This window comes from Rhizobium sp. NLR22b (assembly GCF_019685295.1).
Taxonomy (GTDB): domain Bacteria; phylum Pseudomonadota; class Alphaproteobacteria; order Rhizobiales; family Rhizobiaceae; genus Rhizobium.
Map to the genome: position 1 here is coordinate 1 of NZ_JABDWM010000013.1, position 18,470 is coordinate 18,470.

Consider the following 18,470-nt stretch of genomic DNA (forward strand, 5'->3'; position numbering starts at 1 on the left):
AAGATGGGGGCGATCAAACTCTAGCTCGGCCCGGCATTCGCAAGAACGTCGACCTGCCATTTCACGATCCGTCCCCCATCGCCGGAGAAGGATGGCCGTCCTCTCCGGCGCTTCTTTATCTCAACAAGAAGCGTGGAAATCATAAGACAAGCCTTTTCTGGTCAGCTTGAAGCATCTGCCGGAGCAGGTTTTCGTCCGGCCCACCGGCCGCACCGCTTCGCCGTGGCGAAGCGACAAGTGCGTCCGGCGATTCCAAAGTCTTGATCCAGGCAAATCTGCGGGAGGGTTGGCTGAAACGGGCCGCCTGCTCGACCGGCCGGCTTGGCCGTAGAGACGGGCTACGACACGCGCCGGCCGGTCGACCATCCGACTCCGTTTGAGCCAACAGAATGCTTCAATCTAACCCGGAAAGGCTCTCCATAATCAGCGGACCTGATCGAGCAGACGTTTGCATTCCAGGAGGTCGTAGAGCGCCTCCTGAAGCAGCGCCCTGTCTTCCTTGCCGACGCTCGATTTGCCGATCGAGACCTCCGGCTGCTCGTCGTCGCCGGCGACGAAATTGAAGAACCGGCGGGTGATCGGCGGCTTGGCGCGGCCGACAATCTGATCCTCCTCCGCCATGCCGACACGCGGTTCCCCGGCGCCCATCTCCTGCGCACCCGAGGCAAGCGCCTCGACGCTGGCGAGATCACCGTGGCCGACCGAGATGACGAACTTGTTGCCGTTGGTCTTCAGAAGCTTCTGCACGCCCTTGATCGTATAGCCGTGATCATAGAGCAAATGCCGGATGCCCTTGAGGAGGTCGACGTCCTCCGGCCGGTAGTAGCGACGGCCGCCACCTCGTTTCATCGGCTTTATCTGGGGAAACCGTGTCTCCCAAAAGCGCAGCACATGCTGCGGCAGATCAAGATCGTCTGCGACTTCGCTGATGGTGCGAAAGGCATCGGGGCTCTTGTCCAACGTCATATGCTACGCAACCTCGCAGGCTCGATCCAACAGCGACTCACCATATTTCAAAGGTTTGGCGTCGACAATTCAAGTCATGTCTCGACGTTGCGCACAGGGGATCGACCAGTGCGAGAAAAAAACACCGCTCCAAGAGGAGGAAGGCTGATCTCAGGGAGCCGGATTCTGCGGCTTCAGCTTGATCTTGCGGGCGACATGCGCCTTGAGGATGCGCGTCTTCAGCACGTTCGAAGCCTTGAAAGTCATCACCCGGCGCGGAGAGATCGGAACCTCCTCGCCGGTCTTCGGATTGCGGCCGATCCGCTCGTTCTTATCGCGAACCTGGAAGGTGGCGAAGGAGGAAAGCTTGACGGTTTCGCCACGCACAATGGCATTGCAGATTTCGTCGATGACGGTTTCCACAAGTTCAGCGGATTCGGTCCGGGAAAGACCAACCTTGCGGAAAACGGATTCCGCCAGGTCTGCTCGCGTCACTGTTTTTCCGGTCATGGTTTCCCCGCCCATTACAAAATATTTTTTGAAAGCGAACGAAGAGTATTTGTCTTGCGCCTCACGGTCAAGCTCTTGTTCGCCGCCAGTTTTTTAGGATTCGTGCTTACCAGCGCAGCAGAACAGCGCCCCAGGTGAAGCCGCCGCCCATCGCTTCGAGCATCACGAGGTCGCCCTTTTTGATCCGGCCGTCGCCGGCGGCGGTCGCAAGCGCGAGCGGGATCGAGGCGGCCGAGGTATTGCCGTGCAGGTCGACGGTGACGACGACCTTGTCCGCATCGATGTTCAGCTTCTTCGCCGAACCGTCGATGATGCGTCGATTGGCCTGGTGCGGCACCAGCCAGTCGAGGTCTTCGGCCGTTGTCCCGGTCGAATCGAAAGCGGCCTGAATGACATCGGTGATCATGCCGACGGCATATTTGAAGACTTCGCGGCCTTCCATACGCAGCTTGCCGACGCTGCCCGTCGTCGACGGTCCACCATCGACATAAAGCTTGTCCTTGTGCGAACCGTCGGAGCGCAGATGCGCGGTCAGCACGCCGCGATCGGCAGACGTGCCCTCACCTTCTGCCGCCTCGAGCACGATCGCGCCGGCGCCATCGCCGAAAAGCACGCAGGTGGTGCGATCGTTCCAGTCGAGAATGCGCGAAAAAGTCTCGGCACCGATGACGAGAACGCGCTTTGCAAGGCCGCCGCGGATATAGGCGTCGGCGGTCGTGACCGCATAGACGAAGCCGGTGCAGACGGCCTGGACGTCGAAGGCAAAGCCGTGGCTCATGCCGAGACGGTTCTGGATGTTGACCGAGGTGGCCGGAAAGGTGTTGTCCGGCGTCGAGGTGGCGCAGATGATAAGATCGATATCGGCAGGCGTCAGGCCGCCATTGGCAAGCGCCGCACGCGCGGCGGCTTCGCCAAGCGAGGCCGTCGTCTCGTCGTCGCCGGCCACGTAACGCTGGCGGATGCCGGTGCGCTGGACGATCCATTCGTCCGACGTATCGACGATAGCCTCCATATCACTGTTGGTCATCACGCGTTTCGGAAGTGCGGCTCCGAACCCGCGAACCACTGAACGGATCATATTCGATTGAACCCCATAGCTCATGCCGCTTCCGGGCCAATGGGAGGCAGCCGCTTGGCATGATATTTCTTAAGATCGTTTTCTATTTTCTGATTGAGGCCGTTCTTAGCCATGTCGTAGCCGACCTCGATGGCAGCGGCGATGCCTTCGGCATTCGCCCCGCCGTGGCTCTTGATGACGATGCCGTTCAGGCCGAGAAACACGCCGCCATTGACCTTGCTTGGGTCGAGCTTCTCACGAAGCATATCGAAGGCGCTCTTGGCGAAGAGATAGCCGATACGGGCGAGCAGTGTGCGCGACATGGCGGCACGCAGATATTCGGCGATCTGCTTTGCGGTGCCTTCGGCCGTCTTCAGCGCGATATTGCCAGAGAAGCCTTCGGTGACCACGACGTCGACCGTGCCCTTGCCGAGGTCGTTACCCTCGACGAAGCCGGAATATTCGAGCGAATCGATATTCGCCTCCCGCAACAGCCGGCCGGCCTCCTTGACCTCTTCCTGGCCTTTCACCTCTTCGACACCAACGTTCAGAAGACCGATCGTCGGGCGTTCGATCTCGAAAAGCGCGCGCGCCATGGCGCCGCCCATCAGGGCAAAATCCATCAGTTGCTGTGCATCGGCGCCGATCGTCGCACCGACATCGAGCACGATGCTCTCGCCCTTCAGCGTCGGCCAGATCGCCGCGATCGCCGGGCGCTCGATATTGGCCATCGTGCGAAGACAGAATTTCGCCATCGCCATCAGTGCGCCGGTATTGCCGGCCGAAACGGCGACATCGGCATCGCCCGTCTTCACCGCCTCGATCGAGCGCCACATGGTCGAGACATAGCGGCCGCGGCGCAGCGCCTGGCTCGGCTTCTCTTCCATGCTGACAGCAAGCTCACAGTCGTGAAAGACTGATTTTTCCTTGAGTTTCGGGAACTTGGCGAGAACGGAATCGCACTGTTCCTTAAGACCGTAGAAAACGAAGGAAATATCCGGATGCCGGTCCAGCGCCTTGGCGGCGCCGGGGATGACAACCTGGGGACCAAAGTCGCCACCCATGAGGTCGAGAGATATTCTGATCACGCGTCCCTGATCCTTCTTTTCGCCGAGGGGCGAAATTTCGGCCAAAATACCGGTTTTGGCGTCGCATACAACTGAATTATGTCAAATGCCAGAGGTGCTTCAGTCCTTTTTCCAGTCCTTGAGGACCGCGAAAGCGGAGGGCTTTTTATCGTTCTCGCCGCTATCCTCGATATGACCCTTGAACTCGACACCCTCCTTACGGGGATAGGGATCAATGGCGAGCGCGGCGAATTCGGCAACCACCTCGCCGGCATCGATCGTGTCGCCGACAAAGGCCTCGGGCAGGTCGGGACCGTCGGGATCGAGCAGCATCTCGCCGGCGTCGTTGCCGGGCTGGCGGGCAAGCTTGGAACCCTCGGGCACGAAGATCTGCTCGAAACTTTCGTCGATCACGGCTTCGACCGGTTCCAGCGTCACGACGCAGGACTGGACGATCTTCACCTGTACGCGGCCCTTGACACGCACGCCGTCGCGTTTCCAGCGGGCGATCTGCAGATCGGCGCTGAGATCGTCGACGGAGACAACGCTCCAGGCCTCGGCAAGCGCCTTCAACTCGCTGGCATCGGCCTCGATATGAACCTCGACGGGATTGGCCGAGATGTGGCCGACCTTGACGCGATAGGAGAAGGGAACATCGTCCCGATCGTTCTTCATCGTTTCCTCCTTCAGGCGACCGGCGGCAGCGTTGCCGAACCGCTGGCGATCAGCTCCTCCGGAACGGCGGACAGATGGGATTCTGCGGCCATCATCCAGCTGGCCAGGCCGGACATATCCGCCGGTGTCTCGGTTTCCGGGTGGATATTGCGCATCAATGCAAGCGCCAGCGCCTCGGCGTCGCCGGCGTCCATCGCCTTCGAATAGGTTTCGAGCCGGCCATAGAACATGCCCGCGAGCTTCTTCATGCGTTTCGGCACGCTGTTGTCGCCGATGCCGAGCTCGCGGATCGAATAGTCGATGTCCTGAAAGAAGGCATCGACGATCTCCTGAGCAATCTCCTGGCCGCTGACGGCCGAGGCGCGCGTGCGGCGAAAAAACAGAATCATCACGATCGACAGCATTTCGAAGCGGCCCATGACCGTATCCGGTACATCGAGCCGCTCGTAGAGATCGGGCATGCGCGCGGCTGCGGTCAGCGTCGCATATTGCCTGTCGACGATCGCCTGATTGTTGTTTTTCTTGCGGAAGAGCCCGAGGATCATTGTTTTTTCCGGAAATGCCTCATTCTTCACGCCGGCTAGCGTCCGGCCTTGTTGCATGATTTCGAAAGCTGGTTTACCGAAGCAGGCGCGAATTGCAATGCCGTTCGTGGCCTGCTTCGGGACGACGCCTTCGAGCCGCCAGCGAAGCGAATTCGGGAAACTCGACCCGGAATGGCCACAATGGTTTTGCAGGAGGAAAGCGTGCAAGGCACAAAATGGCTGCTATCGACACCCAAGGGAGTAGATGTCGTTGAAGAAACGGTATTTCAAGTCTGACATGAAATTCTTCAGCAGCGCGGCCATTGCCTTCATAATCGCCTCCACATCAGCTCTTTCAGGCTGCCAGACCGGCACCGTGCTCAACGGCGGCTATGTCGTCGATCAGCAGTCGCTCAATCTCGTTCCGGAAGGTTCCAGCCGCGAACAGGTCCTGCTCTCGCTCGGCACGCCATCGACGACGGCGACCTTCGACGGCGAGGTCTTCTATTATATTTCACAGCGGCGCACGCGCGCCGTCGCCTTCCAGAAGCTGAAGGTCGTCGACCAGACCGTTCTGGCCATCTATTTCGACAAGGACGGCGTCGTCACCCGCCGCGCCAACTACACACTGCAGGACGGCAAGGTCTTCGATACGGTCTCGCGCGTCACGCCGACCGGCGGCAGGGAACTCACCTTCCTGCAGCAGATGCTCTCCGGCGGCAGCGCAGCAAGTGCTGCCCGCAGCCTGTTCGGCGGCGGCGCCGGCGGCACGCCGCAAAATCCGAGCAGCCTGCGCTGATCGGACAGATTTCCAACAAAAACCCGCCGGATCGCTCCGGCGGGTTTTTATATGTTCGGGGTAGCATCCGCGGCGCACCGCGGTGCTTGGACCATCAACCGGCGAGAACGGCCAGCAACAGCAGCGCGACGATATTGGTGATCTTGATTGCCGGGTTGACGGCGGGGCCGGCTGTATCCTTGTAGGGATCGCCGACGGTATCGCCGGTGACGGAGGCCTTGTGTGCATCCGAGCCCTTCATGTGACGCACGCCGTCCTTGTCGACGAAACCGTCCTCGAAGCTCTTCTTGGCATTGTCCCAGGCGCCGCCGCCCGAGGTCATCGAGATGGCGACGAAGAGACCGTTGATGATGACGCCGAGCAGCGATGCGCCGAGGGCGGCAAAGGCCGAGGCCTTCGAGCCGGAGATCAGAAGCACACCGAAATAGACGACGACGGGGGCGAGCACCGGCAGCAGCGAAGGCACGATCATCTCGCGGATGGCGGCCTTGGTCAGCAAGTCGACGGCCTTGCCGTAATCCGGCTTTTCCGTGCCTTGCATGATGCCGGGCTTCATCTTGAACTGCCGGCGAACCTCCTCGACGATCGAGCCGGCGGCGCGGCCGACGGCTGTCATGGCGATGCCGCCGAACAGATAGGGAATCAGGCCGCCGAAAAGCAGGCCGGCGACGACGTAAGGGTTCGACAACTCGAACGAGATTTCGCCGATATTGGCGAAATAGGGATATTGGTCGCCATGAGCCGCGAAATACCGCAGGTCGTTGGCGTAGGCGGCAAAAAGTACCAGTGCGCCGAGACCGGCCGAACCGATCGCGTAGCCCTTGGTGACCGCTTTGGTGGTGTTGCCGACGGCGTCGAGCGCGTCGGTCGACTTGCGCACTTCCGGCGGCAGATGGGACATTTCGGCGATGCCGCCGGCATTGTCGGTGACCGGACCGAAGGCATCGAGGGCGACGATCATACCGGCGAGGCCGAGCATGGCGGTGACGGCGATACCGGTGCCGAAAAGGCCGCCGAGCTGATAGGTGGCCAGAATACCGCCGACGATGACTATGGCCGGCAGAGCGGTCGATTCGAGCGAGACTGCCAGGCCCTGGATGACGTTGGTGCCGTGACCGGTCACCGAAGACTGGGCGATCGAAACGACGGGGCGTTTGCCGGTGCCGGTATAGTATTCGGTAATGACGACGATCAGCGCGGTGACGACGAGGCCGACGAGACCGCAGACGAAGAGGTTGGTACCGGTGACGTCGGCGCCGGCGACCGTGCCAAGCGAGCCCCAGCCGACGGTCAGCGAGGTGGCGGCGCCGAGACCGACAATCGACAGCAGGCCGGTGACGATGAGGCCCTTGTACAGCGCACCCATGATCGAGCCGTTCGAGCCGAGCTTGACGAAGAACGTGCCGATGATCGAGGTGATGATGCAGGCAGCGCAGATCGCCAGCGGATAGACCATTGCTGATTGAAGGATCGGCGCGCCGGCAAAGAAGATCGCGGCGAGAACCATGGTGGCGACGACGGAGACGGCATAGGTCTCGAACAGGTCGGCCGCCATGCCGGCGCAGTCGCCGACATTGTCGCCGACGTTATCGGCAATCGTCGCCGGGTTGCGCGGATCGTCTTCGGGGATACCGGCCTCCACCTTGCCGACGAGGTCGCCGCCGACATCGGCGCCCTTGGTGAAGATGCCGCCCCCGAGACGGGCGAAGATCGAGATCAGCGAGGCGCCGAAGCCGAGCGCCACCAGCGCGTCGATGACTTCGCGCGAGCCGCTCTCGTGTCCGAGCCCGACTGTCAATATCGTATAGTAGATGGAGACGCCGAGCAGCGCGAGGCCCGCCACCAGCATGCCGGTGATGGCGCCCGACTTGAAGGCGATGTCGAGACCGGCGGAAAGGCTGGCGGACGCCGCCTGGGCGGTGCGCACGTTGGCGCGGACGGAGACGTGCATGCCGATGAAACCGGCAGCACCTGACAGAACGGCGCCGATCAGGAAACCGACGGCGGCAGTGGCGGAGAGAAGCAGCCAGGCTGCGATGAAAACAACGACGCCGACAAGCGCAATGGTTCTATATTGACGCGTCAGGTAGGCTTGGGCGCCCTCGCGGATGTAGCCCGCGATCTCCTGCATCCGGCTGTTGCCCTGATCGGCGGCAAGCACCGACCGGGTTGCCCAGGCGGCATAGACCACCGAGAGCAGACCGGATGCGATTACGCATAAAAGAATGGTCATTTCGCTCTTTCCTCCCATAGGCCGGAGCTCACTCCTTCTCCGGCAGATACGCCGCCGACTCGCCTTCCTCTCCACAGAAATGCACAGCTAAGCGGTGCGGAGATTGCGTGGTCGATCACGTGGCGTCAAGCCCGCAAAGGCCGAAAACCATTGCGGTACGAAGAAAGACGTATGGAGATTGTTCGGCGGCTAAAGAGTTACTTCTTCGCCTCGCCGCGGACCTGCTTGGCGATGCGGTCGAGCACGGCATTGACGAGCTTCGGCTCGTCGTCATCGAAAAAGGCTCGAGCGATCTCGACATATTCGGTGACGATGACCGCCACCGGGACGTCCTTGCGATCGAGGAGTTCGAAAACGCCGGCACGCAGGATGGCCCGCACCGTGCTATCGAGGCGCGACAGCGCCCAATCATCCTGCAATGCCGCGGCAATCAGGGGGTCGAGACGAACCTGATCACGCACGACGCCGGAGACGATGGAGCGGAACCAGGCGGCATCGGCCTTCAGATAGGTGGCGCCGTCGAGTTCCTGACCGAGGCGGTGCGCCTCGTATTCGGCGACGATTTCCAGAACGCCGGTGCCGCCGACATCCATCTGATAAAGCGCCTGAACGGCCGCCAGGCGGGCAGCGCCCCGCTGGTTCGCAGTCTTGACCGGCCGTTCCGTCTTGTCGTCGTTCATTCGTTATGCACCCAGTTTCTGCTTCAGCGCGATCATCGTCAGAGCCGCGCGGGCGGCAAACCCGCCCTTGTCCTTGTCCGAACGGCGGGCGCGCGCCCAAGCTTGTTCGTCATTTTCGACGGTCAGGATGCCGTTGCCGATGGCAAGGGATTCGCTGACCGCGAGATCCATCAGCGCGCGCGAGGATTCGTTCGATACGATATCGAAATGATAGGTCTCGCCGCGAATGACCATGCCGAGAGCGACATAGCCGTCATAATGCGTGCCGCCATTGTCGTCCCCATCGAGCGCCATGGCAATCGCTGCCGGAATTTCCAACGCGCCGGGAACGGTGACAACCTCATAGGTGGCGCCGGCTTGTTCGAGCGCAAAGGTCGCGCCTTCGAGCAGCGCGTCGGCCATGTCGTCATAGAAGCGGGCCTCGACGATCAAAATATGGGGAGCGGTCTCTCTCGACATTGTTTACCTTCGGTTGGCGGGACTTTTTCCACTCGACAGCCCGCGGTCAAAACATGCCTTCATCAGAATGGCAAGCACTTTCGGCCAGTGCTGCAAAAGCGAAAGAGGAAATATCGACAGCGGGATAGCCGCACCATCCCTGCCGAGCCTGCCAAGCCTTCGAAATCCGCTTTTCCGGGGGCGTGGAAAATGGCAATTCGAAGGCGGTTTTCATGAAGAATTTTTAATTCTTTTTCAGGTACTTATCCCATTGAATCGCGAAAGTGACAACGCCAATTCCATCTCGTGACGCAGACGATCCCCTGCACGACAGCCGACCGTCAAAGCAGATGAAAGGATTAAATCATGAACCGCGTTGTCACAATAACCATCGCCGCAGCCCTCTCCTCACTCGCTTTTGCCGGCGTCAGTCGGGCCGAGAGCTTCAGAATGAACTCCGCCCAGGGCATCGAGCAGACGCTCAGGACCTTCCGGGGCAATGACTTCAATGTCGAGCAGGTCCGAAACTGGCACAATCTCGACGACGAGACGACAGGTCCGCGCTCGGCCCCGGAACGTTCCGGCCAGGCGATACACGGAATCCAGGCCTCGATCCATGCCAACAGATCGCTTGCACACCGTCTGAACAATGAGGGCGTCGATGTACGCAACATCGTCAACGCCGAACAGGCGGCGGACGGAAGCGTGACCTTCTACGTCCGCTGAGATCACAACCTGTTGCAAGCTCGAAGCATGGGCGGCGTTCTCCTCTCCGCCCATGCCGAGGATTTTCCCGGGTCAGCGCGCGATTGCCATTGAATTTTCCGGCAAGATGATAGCTTCTCTTCCTGCAACAGGAGGACATCATGGCGGCGGAATCGAAAGCGATCATCAATATCGCTGATCTCAAGCTCGATCACTGGAAACAGGGCGAGTTCTACGAAGGCGCCGACGTCTCGTTCGGCGCGCTGCTCGGCCTTGCGGGCCTCGGCATCAGCTACAATGAGGTGCCATCCGGCAAATCGAGCTGCCCTTTCCACAATCACCACGTCGAAGACGAGTTGTTCTACGTGATCGCAGGCACCGGCGAATACCGCTTCGGCAGCGAGCGCCATCCGGTCCGGGCGGGCGACGTACTCGGCGCACCCGCGGGCGGGCCGGAAACGGCGCATCAGCTTATCAATACCGGCACAACCACGCTCGTCTATCTCGGCATTTCGACGATGGCGAAAACCGAAATCGTCGAATATCCCGATTCCGGAAAGTTCCTTGCCAAGACCAACAGGGAGGCGACAGAAACCGGGCGCTTCCGCCATATCGGAAAGACTGAAGGCGATCTCGACTATTGGGATGGCGAGCCCGGCGCCTGAACGCGATTTCCCCAAGGACCTATCGTGATCGACATCCCCACCCTAGAAACGGAGCGGCTGACGCTTCGCCCTCACCGCCTCGACGATTTCGAGGCGCATGCGGCGCTGTGGGCGGATGAAACCGTCGTTCGCTTCATTACCGGCGCGCCGTCGACGCGCGAGCAGAGCTGGAGCCGCATGCTGCGCATCGCCGGCATGTGGCACCATATGGGTTTCGGCTTTCTGGCCATCGTGGAAAAGGAAAGCGGCAGGTTCATCGGCGAAGCTGGTTTCCTCGAAGCCCGGCGCGATATGGAACCGTCGATCGAGGGAACGATGGAGATCGGCTGGGCGCTGTTGCCCGCAGCCCACGGCCGCGGTTATGCCACAGAGGCGCTGACGGCTCTGATCGGCTGGGCGGAGGCGCATTTTCCGGGACAGCCGATGAGCTGCATCATCAGTCCCGAGAACTACGCCTCGCTGCGGGTCGCGGCCAAGCTCGGTTTCCGCGAGACCACGCGCACGCAGTACAACGGCGAGATCATTCAGTTTTCGCGTTAGGGAATTCAGCCAAGCGGGGAACGCAACGCAGAGAGTCCACCGCGCAGGCCCAATGCTCGTGGAACGCGGAGTTGCGAATGCCCGAGGGCGTGCCACCTTTCTCCCAGCAATCATTTATCTATCTGGCGAGATCCGCGGCGTCTTTTGCCGATTTTGCCTGTCCTTCCGCGCAAGCCTCGCGTAACGCCCGAGTTCTATGGTGATGGCAAGCCGTCTGCTTCGGTCCTCCGGCGAGGCGATCACCGCTTTCGCCGGCTGAGGCTGGAGAAAAGCGTTTCAAGGGGAGAAACATTTGCCGCGCGTGTCGATCTGTATACCGGCCTACAAGCCTGATTTCTTTGAACTCACCCTGAAGAGTGCAATCGCGCAAAGCTATACGGATGTCGAGATCATCGTCTCGGACGATTGCCCGACGGACGCCATCGAGGCAATCTGTTCACGGTATTCCAGCCTCATTACTTATAGCCGCAATCCCCATCCCGGCGAATACACCAATATCATGAGGCTCGCCGGTCTCGCCGAGGGCGAATACATCAAATTTCTGTTCGATGACGACGTGCTTAGCCCTTTCTGCGTGCAGTTTCTTCTTGAAGCGCTGGAGGCAACGCGCGGCAGAGGGACGAAACTTGCCTTTTCACCGCGGCATGTGATCGACGAGAGGAACAATTTCATCAACCTGATCAACCATTTCCAGGTTGCCCAGGGTTTAAAGGTCATCGAAGGCCGGGATTTCATCCGCTTGACAGCCATGCATCACCTCAACCTTATCGGCGAATATTCGACCGTGATGATGCGCAAGGCGGACTGCTTCGATGAGAACGGCGAGTTCCGGCTTTTCAGACCGGAAAACGGTATCTTCCGCGGCCTTCTTGATCTCTCAGGCTGGATGGAGCTCGCCAAGGAAGGCGCATTCGTCGCCCATCCGCACCCGCTTTCCTATTTCCGGCAACATTCCAATTCCAAATCAAACCATACCACGAACCCGATCTTCATCTACGCCATCATCTTTTACGAAGACATTCTGAATTATGCGCACGCCAACGGCTTCCTCAGCCCGCAGGATTTGCCGGTCTCCTATCGCAATCTGATCAATGTCTACCAGTATTGGCGCGCCGCCTTTCCGGAACTTGAGGCGAGGATCGCTCGCCTGAGCACACTGCTTGATGATACTGGGCGATGGAGCGCGTAGCGGTTTGGGGCCGCTCGATTCCGGCGAGCTTCGCGGTACCCGCAGGTTTCGCACAATTCTCACGATTTAATTGATGGTCGACATGGAGCGATCATGCAGGCAGAGGATTTCAAATGATGCAGTTGATGGATGCTACAATGGCGGGTATCAGCGGACGCGAGCAGATCGTGCAGGCGTCTTTTTCCGTCGTCGTCCCCGCCTTCAACGCATCAAACGTCATTGGGCGATGCCTGCAGAGCCTATTAAGTCAGCAGGGGCAGACGGCATTTGAAATTATTGTCGTCGACGATTGCTCGGCGGACGACACGATCGCTAAAGCCGAAGAGATAGCTCGTGGGCATAATAACGTTAGTGTCCTGCGCCTCGACGGCAACGGCGGACCCGGTATCGCCAGGAATGCAGGGGTACTCAGAGCAAAAGGCGAATGGATTTGCTTTGTCGATGCCGACGACGTCGTCGAGAACAACTTTCTGGAGATGCTTCAAGCATCCGTCGAAGACCTCACGGATATCCTCGCGTTCAACTCCAGCCTTCATGACGCAGAAACCGGCAATAGCCTGAAAGCCAGCATCCGCGAGGATCTCGCCCGAGTCGAGGGCGCCGACAGGCTGGCGGATTATCTTCAGGATCGCGTTGATCGATCAGTCATCTTCCATCTGTTCCGCCGCCGTTTCCTCCTCGACAACAACATCATGTTCCGCGGCGGCCTTCACGAGGACGTCGATTACATGTTTCACGCGCTGATGCGCGCGCGTTCGGTCAAGAGTCTCGACCGGCAGATCTACCGCAAGCTCGATACACAGGGCTCAATCGTCAATTCTCTCAGCACCCGTCACGTCGACGGCTTCTTCGATGCGCTCGACGCCATGCATGCGCTCGTGGCGGACACGCCTATGTGGCCTGACCTGAAAAATCCTTTCCTGACGGGCATCATCAACGTGACCGCGTCTCGCCTGCTCAGGCTGCTGCCCGGCAAGGTGGTCAAGCTCGAGGATGCCGGCAAGATCCTCTCCACGCTTCACGACCGTGTCGTGCGCTCAATGAAGCTTGCCGAGATCGTCTATCCCCTGCCGGTTCCGCCATCCGGCTTCCGCACCAAATACCGGATCACCTTCGATGCCTTCATGAACGGCATGGAAAAAGGCGATACGACCGAAGATATGCTGAAAGTCTTCGCGGAAATCGCGCCGAAGCTCTGGAGCTGCTACGACCTTCATCATTCCATTCTGCTCGGACCCGGCGAGGTGCGCACCTGCTGCAAGCGCTTCACCTATGAAGGCGAGCTGAAAGGCGATGTGGTTCTTTTTGGCGGTAACGGCAAGGACTTCGAGTTCACCTACGGCGATATCAAGCAGGCAAAGGATGCCCTGTTCCTCGAGATCAACCGAGACAACTCAGATGAATGCCGCGGTTGTCCCTTCTTGAAATTCGAGGATTGGGGGCGGCCGCTCAATCAGGGCGTCAAGTATCTTTCCTTCGAGCATCACTCGCTTTGCAACATGCGCTGCACCTATTGCAGCGAGACGTATTTTGGCGGCAAGAAGCCTGCTTATGATGCGGGCGCATTTATTGACACGTTAAAGGATGCCAAGGCCCTCGAGAACATGGAATATATCGTCTGGGGCGGCGGCGAACCGACGGTCGAGCCGCGCTTCGACGAGCTGCTCAGCAAACTGGCTGAGGGCATTTCCAATGTTAAGCAGCGCGTCATCACCAACGCGACAATGTATTCGGAGCCCCTTGCAGACCTTCTCCGGAAGGATCAGGCTCATATCGTTACCAGCATCGACGCCGGAAATAGCAAGAATTTCAACGAGATTCGCAAGTACAAACATTTCGAGCGAGTATTCGAAAACCTCCGCCGCTATGCTGCCTGCTCTTCGCGCAACGTCGTCATAAAATATATTCTCTTGCCGGAAAACAGCTCCTCGGACGAACTCCGGCAATACGCCGACCTGATCGTCGAGAATGGCTTGACCGATTGCAACTTCCAAATCAGCTGCGATTTCAAAACGGATCGCGTGACCGATGAGCAGTTAGTGTCGATCGTAGAACTTCACCATCTGCTGAGAGTTCGCGGCGCGCGTCTCATTTTCCTTGACGATCTCGTCTGGCAGCGGATCTTGACGGTTACGCCGGATACTCTGGAATTGCTGAAATCCAAGTTGGAACCTTCGGTGCTGGAGACGGCATTCGAGCCGGTCCATCCTAAGGGCGTTGTGGTTTGGGGGATTGGCGGACAAGCTCAGATCATTCGCCGCAAGTCGCAGTTCTTCAAAACGAGCAAGATCGCCTATTTCATAGATCCGCGCCCCGAAATGATCGGCCAGAGGCTCGGCGGCATCGAAGTGCGCGCTCCTCATTCGGCCCTGTCGGATGACCTGCCGATCATGATCGGCGCCGTGCAAAGCGCGCCGGAAATCTATGATCAGATTGAGGCCCTCGGCATAAGCCCCCAGCGGATCCTGCAGAAAGTCATCCTGTAGCGCTGAAACACTGATCGAAGCGATTGGAAGTCAACCGCCTCGATCAGCAAGCCTCGGGAAACGCCCGCAGCTTATGATTTTGATCACCGCGTCCGTTTTCGAGTCTTTGAACACCGCAAGCGGATGGAAGAGAGCTGTTAATCTGCAGCTCCAGCGGTTTGATGCGCAACGCCCCTAACTCGTCAGGGGATGTGGGAGGGATTTGAGAATGACCAAGAGAGCATTGCTGGTCGGCAGCAACTTCAGCGCAGTTCCCCTTCTATTTGCCCTGAAGAGGCGCGGCCTGCATATTTCCGTGTGCGGAAACCGGCCGGATGAGCCCTGCCACGCGCATGCGGATCAGTCGCATTTCATCGACTACAGCGATCCGACTGTGTTGCTCTCCCTCGTCGAGAACGGCGATTTCGATTTCATCGTGCCGACCGGCAACGACGTTGCCTATATGTCGACCACCTTCGTCGCCGGAAAGCTCGGATTCCCGCGCTTCGATTCCATGGAAACCGCGACGATCATTCACACGAAGCAGGCGTTCCGCAGCTTCACCGAGCAGTACGATATCCCTGCCCCACGTTCGGTGCGCTTGCATGGCGACTCGCCGGTCGAGACCGGCGAACTGCGCTATCCGCTGCTTGTGAAGCCAAGCGACAGTTTCAGCGGTCGTGGCGTCACGAAGGTTTTCGACAGGACAGAACTTACCGACGCCGTCGCCGACGCCCGGCGCAACTCGCGCGCGGCGGAGATCGTGATAGAGGAATTCGTCGAAGGCAGCCTGCACAGCCATTCCGCCTTCATCAAGGATCAGGAAATCGTCTTCGACGTCTTCGTCGACGAATATTGCACAATCTACCCATACCAGGTCGATTCATCGAATCATCCGTCGCGGCTCTCCGAAACTGTTCGTTCGAAGACGCGTGCCATTATGGCGCGTGTCGTCAAGCTGCTCGGACTGCAGGACGGCCTCATCCATACGCAGTTCCTGTCAAATGGCGACGATGTCTGGATCGTCGAATGCATGCGACGCTGCCCGGGTGACCTTTACGGCTCACTTGTGGATCAGTCTCTCGGCATCGATTATGCCGACCTCGTCATAACGCTGCTGCTGGGCGAGGAATTTTCAGTCAATCCGCGCTTCAAACCGCCGCTGTTTTTTGGGCGCCACACCATCACCTCCGACACGCCCTCGACGCCGTTTTCCTTCTCACATTCCATTCCATCATCCGATGTCCGCATCGCGCAACTCAAGACCACCGGCAAGCCGATGAATTCGGCACCGTTCGACAAGCTGGCCATCCTCTACGCCCGCTTCGAGACGCGAGACGAGATGCTGAAGGTGGTGCCGGATTTCAAGACCTTCATTTCGCTCCAAACGATGCAAGGAGACTTCGCATGAGCCGATCAAGCCAAGGAGTACCGGAAAAGCTGCGCCTCGCGTTTCTGGGCGGCGCCGTCAATTCTGCTGTAGGCCGCGCTCATCGGGATGCAATCGAGCTTGATCAGAAATTCGATCTTGTCGCTGGCTGCTTCAGCCGCCATGAGGAGATCAATCGCGAGACGGCGGAACAGTACCGCATTTCACCGGAGCGCTGCCATGGCGACTTCGATACTTTGCTATCGAAAGAAGCCGGCAACATCGATGCTCTCGTCGTGCTTACGCCGACGCAGCAGCATACGAAGCAGGTTGTCGGCGCACTCGAGGCGGGTATTCCGGTGATCTCGGAAAAGGCTCTTGCCGGTTCGAGCGCCGAGACGCGCACGATCGACAATGCGCGCAGTAATGGGACCTTTTTGGCCGTAACCTACAATTACACGGGATACCCCATGCTCCGCGAAATCCGTGGCATGGTCGAGCATGGTGTTTTCGGCGAATTGCAGCAGATCCATATTGAGATGCCGCAGGAGAGCTTCCTCCGTTTCCGCCGCGACGGGACACCGATGACGCCACAAGATTGGCGCTTGCGCGACGGTCCCGTGCCGACGGTTTCGCTCGATCTCGGCGTTCATGTGCACTCGTTGCTTCATTTTCTTACCCAGCGAGAGCCGGAAGAAGTCTGCGCGACCAGCCAGAGTTTCGGCAACTTCCCGCAGGTGCTCGACAATGTGCAGGCGCTCGTGCGATGCGCCGGCGGCCTGCATTGCAGCATGTGGTACGGCAAGACAGCCCTCGGGCAACGCAACGGCCTGCGTGTGCGGCTCTATGGCTCCAAGGCATCAATCGAATGGCTTCAGGAAACCCCCGAAGTTGCCCATTTCTACGACCGCAACGGCCGCAAGCAGATCCTCGATCGCGCCAGCCCGGATATCATGATCGCCAACGCTAGCCGCTATGAGCGGTTCAAGGCGGGTCATCCTTCGGGCTTCATCGAAGCCTTCGCGAATTATTATGCCGATCTTGCGGACGCCCTCCTGCAGCGCAAGACCAATAGCGCACGCTTGCCCCATCCCTATGTGCTCGGGCTCGATGAGGCGGAAGAAGGACTGCGGCTGCTGGAAGCGATCGAACGCTCGCGGCTGGAAAAGCGCTGGATCGAAATTGAGCCGCGGGGCGTACGGCGCCCTGTGACAGAGCGGCTCGAAATCCAGGCTCCGCAACTGGCACTCTAATCTGTCGTCTACAGGATGAAGAAAACGGCGTGATCGATGGTCACGCCGTTTTCTTGTGAGTTGCCGGCTGCATGCGCGGTTTCGCAATTTCTTGTTTGGCAGGCCCCGCGTTCCAAATCCTGCTGACAAGGGAGGCCGCCTGGCCTATTGGCGAGGGATACCGCATAGCAGATCGTTTCTATCTGCGGTGCGACATGACATCCGGAAGATCGTGTTTTAAACCGACTGGATCAGCCCGCAGACCTTGTCGACGATCTCCATCTCCATGTCCGGATAGATAGGAAGGCAGAGCACCTGTAGTGCTGCTTCGCTTGCGACCGGCAGGTTCGACGGCTGGGCGGAAGGCAGGCTGCGATACATCGAGAAGCTTGAAATCAGCGGATAGAAATAGCGGCGCGGATGAATGCCGTTTTCCTTCAGTAACTCGTAGAGCCCGTCGCGTGAAATGGGATAGCCAGCGCGGACGAGGATCGGGAAATAAGAGAAGTTGGAGACGGTCTCGCCGGAACGGTCCAGGCATTCAATGCCCGCAACGCCGCGGAGCCGCTCGCGGTATGCACCGTCGATGAGCTCCCGCCTTTCGAGTGCAAACTTGATGTATTTCAGCTGCAACAGGCCGAGCGCAGCGTTGAACTCGCTCATCTTGCCGTTCGTGCCCGGCGCCACCACGGTCACTTCATCGACGTAACCGAAGTTCTTCAGCTGGTCGATGCGGGTCTTCGTCTTGATGTCCGGGCAGATGATGGCTCCGCCTTCGAATGTGTTGAAAACCTTCGTCGCATGGAAGCTCAGGATGGAGAGGTCGCCGTGATTGAGAACGCTTCCCCGTTCGTCTTCCACGCCGAAGGCATGGGCGGCATCATAGATGATCTTGAGATTGTAGAGATCGGCGATCTTCTGGATCGCATCGACGTCGCAAGGGTGGCCGTAGCAATGCACCGGCATGATCGCCGTCGTCTGCTGTGTGATCGCCGCCTCGATCTTCGCTGGATCGAGATTGAGGGTCACCGGGTCGATGTCGACGAAGACGGGCTTTAAGCCGTTCCAGAGAAGCGAATGCGAAGTGGCCACGAAGGAATAAGGCGTGGTGATGACTTCGCCCGTGACGCGGAGCGCCTGAAGCGCCGTCAGCAGCGCAACGGTAGCGTTTGAAAAGAGGCTGATGTGCTTCACGCCGAGATGATTGCAGAGCTCCTGCTCAAGTTGCTCATGGAACGGCCCGCCATTGGTCAGGATGCGATTGCTCCAGATCGCTTCAAGCGAAGGAATGAATTCTTCAAGCGGCGGCAGGCTGGGCTTCGTTACGTAGATCTTTTCGTTTTTCATGACGCCGTCCAGGGTTGGGCCCTATCTCGG

At 59.2% G+C, this 18,470-nt stretch carries 19 protein-coding genes; 8 read left to right on the top strand and 11 right to left on the bottom strand.

The genetic code is table 11. The features are described from left to right. Positions 1 to 423: 423 nt before the first annotated feature. The 6 genes from HJC00_RS20540 to HJC00_RS20565 all read right to left on the bottom strand — a co-directional run bounded on the left by HJC00_RS20540 (position 424) and on the right by HJC00_RS20565 (position 4,856). On the bottom strand, positions 424 to 966 hold the full coding sequence (locus HJC00_RS20540) for a MerR family transcriptional regulator (protein WP_207608344.1): 543 nt from the start codon (positions 964 to 966) through the stop codon (positions 424 to 426). Positions 967 to 1,116: 150 nt separating this feature from the next. Further along, positions 1,117 to 1,455 (bottom strand): integration host factor subunit alpha, encoded by a 339-nt coding sequence (locus HJC00_RS20545; protein WP_047616420.1) that lies wholly within the window; start codon positions 1,453 to 1,455, stop codon positions 1,117 to 1,119. A gap of 106 nt (positions 1,456 to 1,561) precedes the next feature. Next, positions 1,562 to 2,533, bottom strand: coding sequence for a beta-ketoacyl-ACP synthase III (locus tag HJC00_RS20550; protein ID WP_210631655.1), 972 nt, complete (start codon positions 2,531 to 2,533; stop codon positions 1,562 to 1,564). A gap of 20 nt (positions 2,534 to 2,553) precedes the next feature. Continuing rightward, positions 2,554 to 3,600 (bottom strand): phosphate acyltransferase PlsX, encoded by a 1,047-nt coding sequence (gene plsX / locus HJC00_RS20555; protein WP_210628347.1) that lies wholly within the window; start codon positions 3,598 to 3,600, stop codon positions 2,554 to 2,556. A gap of 99 nt (positions 3,601 to 3,699) precedes the next feature. Next, entirely contained in the window at positions 3,700 to 4,254 is a 555-nt protein-coding gene (locus HJC00_RS20560; protein ID WP_221164543.1) for a DUF177 domain-containing protein, read from the bottom strand. An 11-nt stretch (positions 4,255 to 4,265) separates the two neighbouring features. Then, entirely contained in the window at positions 4,266 to 4,856 is a 591-nt protein-coding gene (locus HJC00_RS20565) for a ubiquinol-cytochrome C chaperone family protein (protein WP_210628349.1), read from the bottom strand. A gap of 187 nt (positions 4,857 to 5,043) precedes the next feature. Between HJC00_RS20565 and HJC00_RS20570 the strand changes: the two genes are divergently transcribed. Next, positions 5,044 to 5,577 carry an outer membrane protein assembly factor BamE gene (locus HJC00_RS20570; protein WP_221164544.1) on the top strand — a complete coding sequence of 178 codons (534 nt, stop codon included), beginning with the start codon at positions 5,044 to 5,046 and terminating at the stop codon, positions 5,575 to 5,577. Between the two features lie 94 nt (positions 5,578 to 5,671). Here the strand turns inward: HJC00_RS20570 and HJC00_RS20575 are convergent, their stop codons facing one another. From HJC00_RS20575 to HJC00_RS20590, 4 genes are all read right to left on the bottom strand, one after another. Beyond that, positions 5,672 to 7,810: a sodium-translocating pyrophosphatase gene (locus HJC00_RS20575; protein WP_210628351.1), complete on the bottom strand. Its 2,139-nt coding sequence runs from the start codon at positions 7,808 to 7,810 to the stop codon at positions 5,672 to 5,674. Between the two features lie 197 nt (positions 7,811 to 8,007). Continuing rightward, positions 8,008 to 8,490 (bottom strand): transcription antitermination factor NusB, encoded by a 483-nt coding sequence (nusB, locus tag HJC00_RS20580; protein ID WP_064706868.1) that lies wholly within the window; start codon positions 8,488 to 8,490, stop codon positions 8,008 to 8,010. Between the two features lie 3 nt (positions 8,491 to 8,493). Further along, positions 8,494 to 8,949 (bottom strand): 6,7-dimethyl-8-ribityllumazine synthase, encoded by a 456-nt coding sequence (locus HJC00_RS20585; RefSeq protein WP_011424856.1) that lies wholly within the window; start codon positions 8,947 to 8,949, stop codon positions 8,494 to 8,496. Positions 8,950 to 8,995: 46 nt separating this feature from the next. Beyond that, complete coding sequence (locus HJC00_RS20590; protein WP_221147275.1) at positions 8,996 to 9,163, bottom strand: hypothetical protein; 168 nt, start codon at positions 9,161 to 9,163, stop codon at positions 8,996 to 8,998. Between the two features lie 131 nt (positions 9,164 to 9,294). On the opposite strand from HJC00_RS20590, the gene HJC00_RS20595 reads away from it, so the two are divergent. The 7 genes from HJC00_RS20595 (at position 9,295) to HJC00_RS20625 (ending at position 17,114) form a co-directional block, all read left to right on the top strand. Continuing rightward, positions 9,295 to 9,654, top strand: a complete 360-nt coding sequence (locus HJC00_RS20595; RefSeq protein ID WP_210628353.1) for a hypothetical protein — start codon at positions 9,295 to 9,297, stop codon at positions 9,652 to 9,654. A gap of 140 nt (positions 9,655 to 9,794) precedes the next feature. Next, the gene (locus HJC00_RS20600; RefSeq protein ID WP_221147276.1) at positions 9,795 to 10,298 is read left to right on the top strand and encodes a cupin domain-containing protein; all 504 of its coding nucleotides are present in this window, start codon (positions 9,795 to 9,797) and stop codon (positions 10,296 to 10,298) included. Between the two features lie 24 nt (positions 10,299 to 10,322). Then, positions 10,323 to 10,838 carry a GNAT family N-acetyltransferase gene (locus HJC00_RS20605; RefSeq protein ID WP_210628355.1) on the top strand — a complete coding sequence of 172 codons (516 nt, stop codon included), beginning with the start codon at positions 10,323 to 10,325 and terminating at the stop codon, positions 10,836 to 10,838. Between the two features lie 292 nt (positions 10,839 to 11,130). Then, positions 11,131 to 12,027, top strand: coding sequence for a glycosyltransferase (locus HJC00_RS20610; RefSeq protein WP_210628356.1), 897 nt, complete (start codon positions 11,131 to 11,133; stop codon positions 12,025 to 12,027). A 137-nt stretch (positions 12,028 to 12,164) separates the two neighbouring features. Beyond that, entirely contained in the window at positions 12,165 to 14,513 is a 2,349-nt protein-coding gene (locus tag HJC00_RS20615; RefSeq protein ID WP_247241664.1) for a glycosyltransferase, read from the top strand. Between the two features lie 208 nt (positions 14,514 to 14,721). Then, positions 14,722 to 15,903: an acetyl-CoA carboxylase biotin carboxylase subunit family protein gene (locus tag HJC00_RS20620; protein ID WP_210628358.1), complete on the top strand. Its 1,182-nt coding sequence runs from the start codon at positions 14,722 to 14,724 to the stop codon at positions 15,901 to 15,903. Next, positions 15,900 to 17,114 (top strand): Gfo/Idh/MocA family protein, encoded by a 1,215-nt coding sequence (locus HJC00_RS20625; protein ID WP_210628359.1) that lies wholly within the window; start codon positions 15,900 to 15,902, stop codon positions 17,112 to 17,114. Before HJC00_RS20620 ends, HJC00_RS20625 begins: the two co-directional genes overlap by 4 nt. Before the next feature lie 216 nt (positions 17,115 to 17,330). On the opposite strand, the gene HJC00_RS20630 is transcribed toward HJC00_RS20625, so the two are convergent. Next, on the bottom strand, positions 17,331 to 18,440 hold the full coding sequence (locus tag HJC00_RS20630) for a DegT/DnrJ/EryC1/StrS aminotransferase family protein (protein ID WP_221164545.1): 1,110 nt from the start codon (positions 18,438 to 18,440) through the stop codon (positions 17,331 to 17,333). Positions 18,441 to 18,470 lie beyond the last annotated feature (30 nt).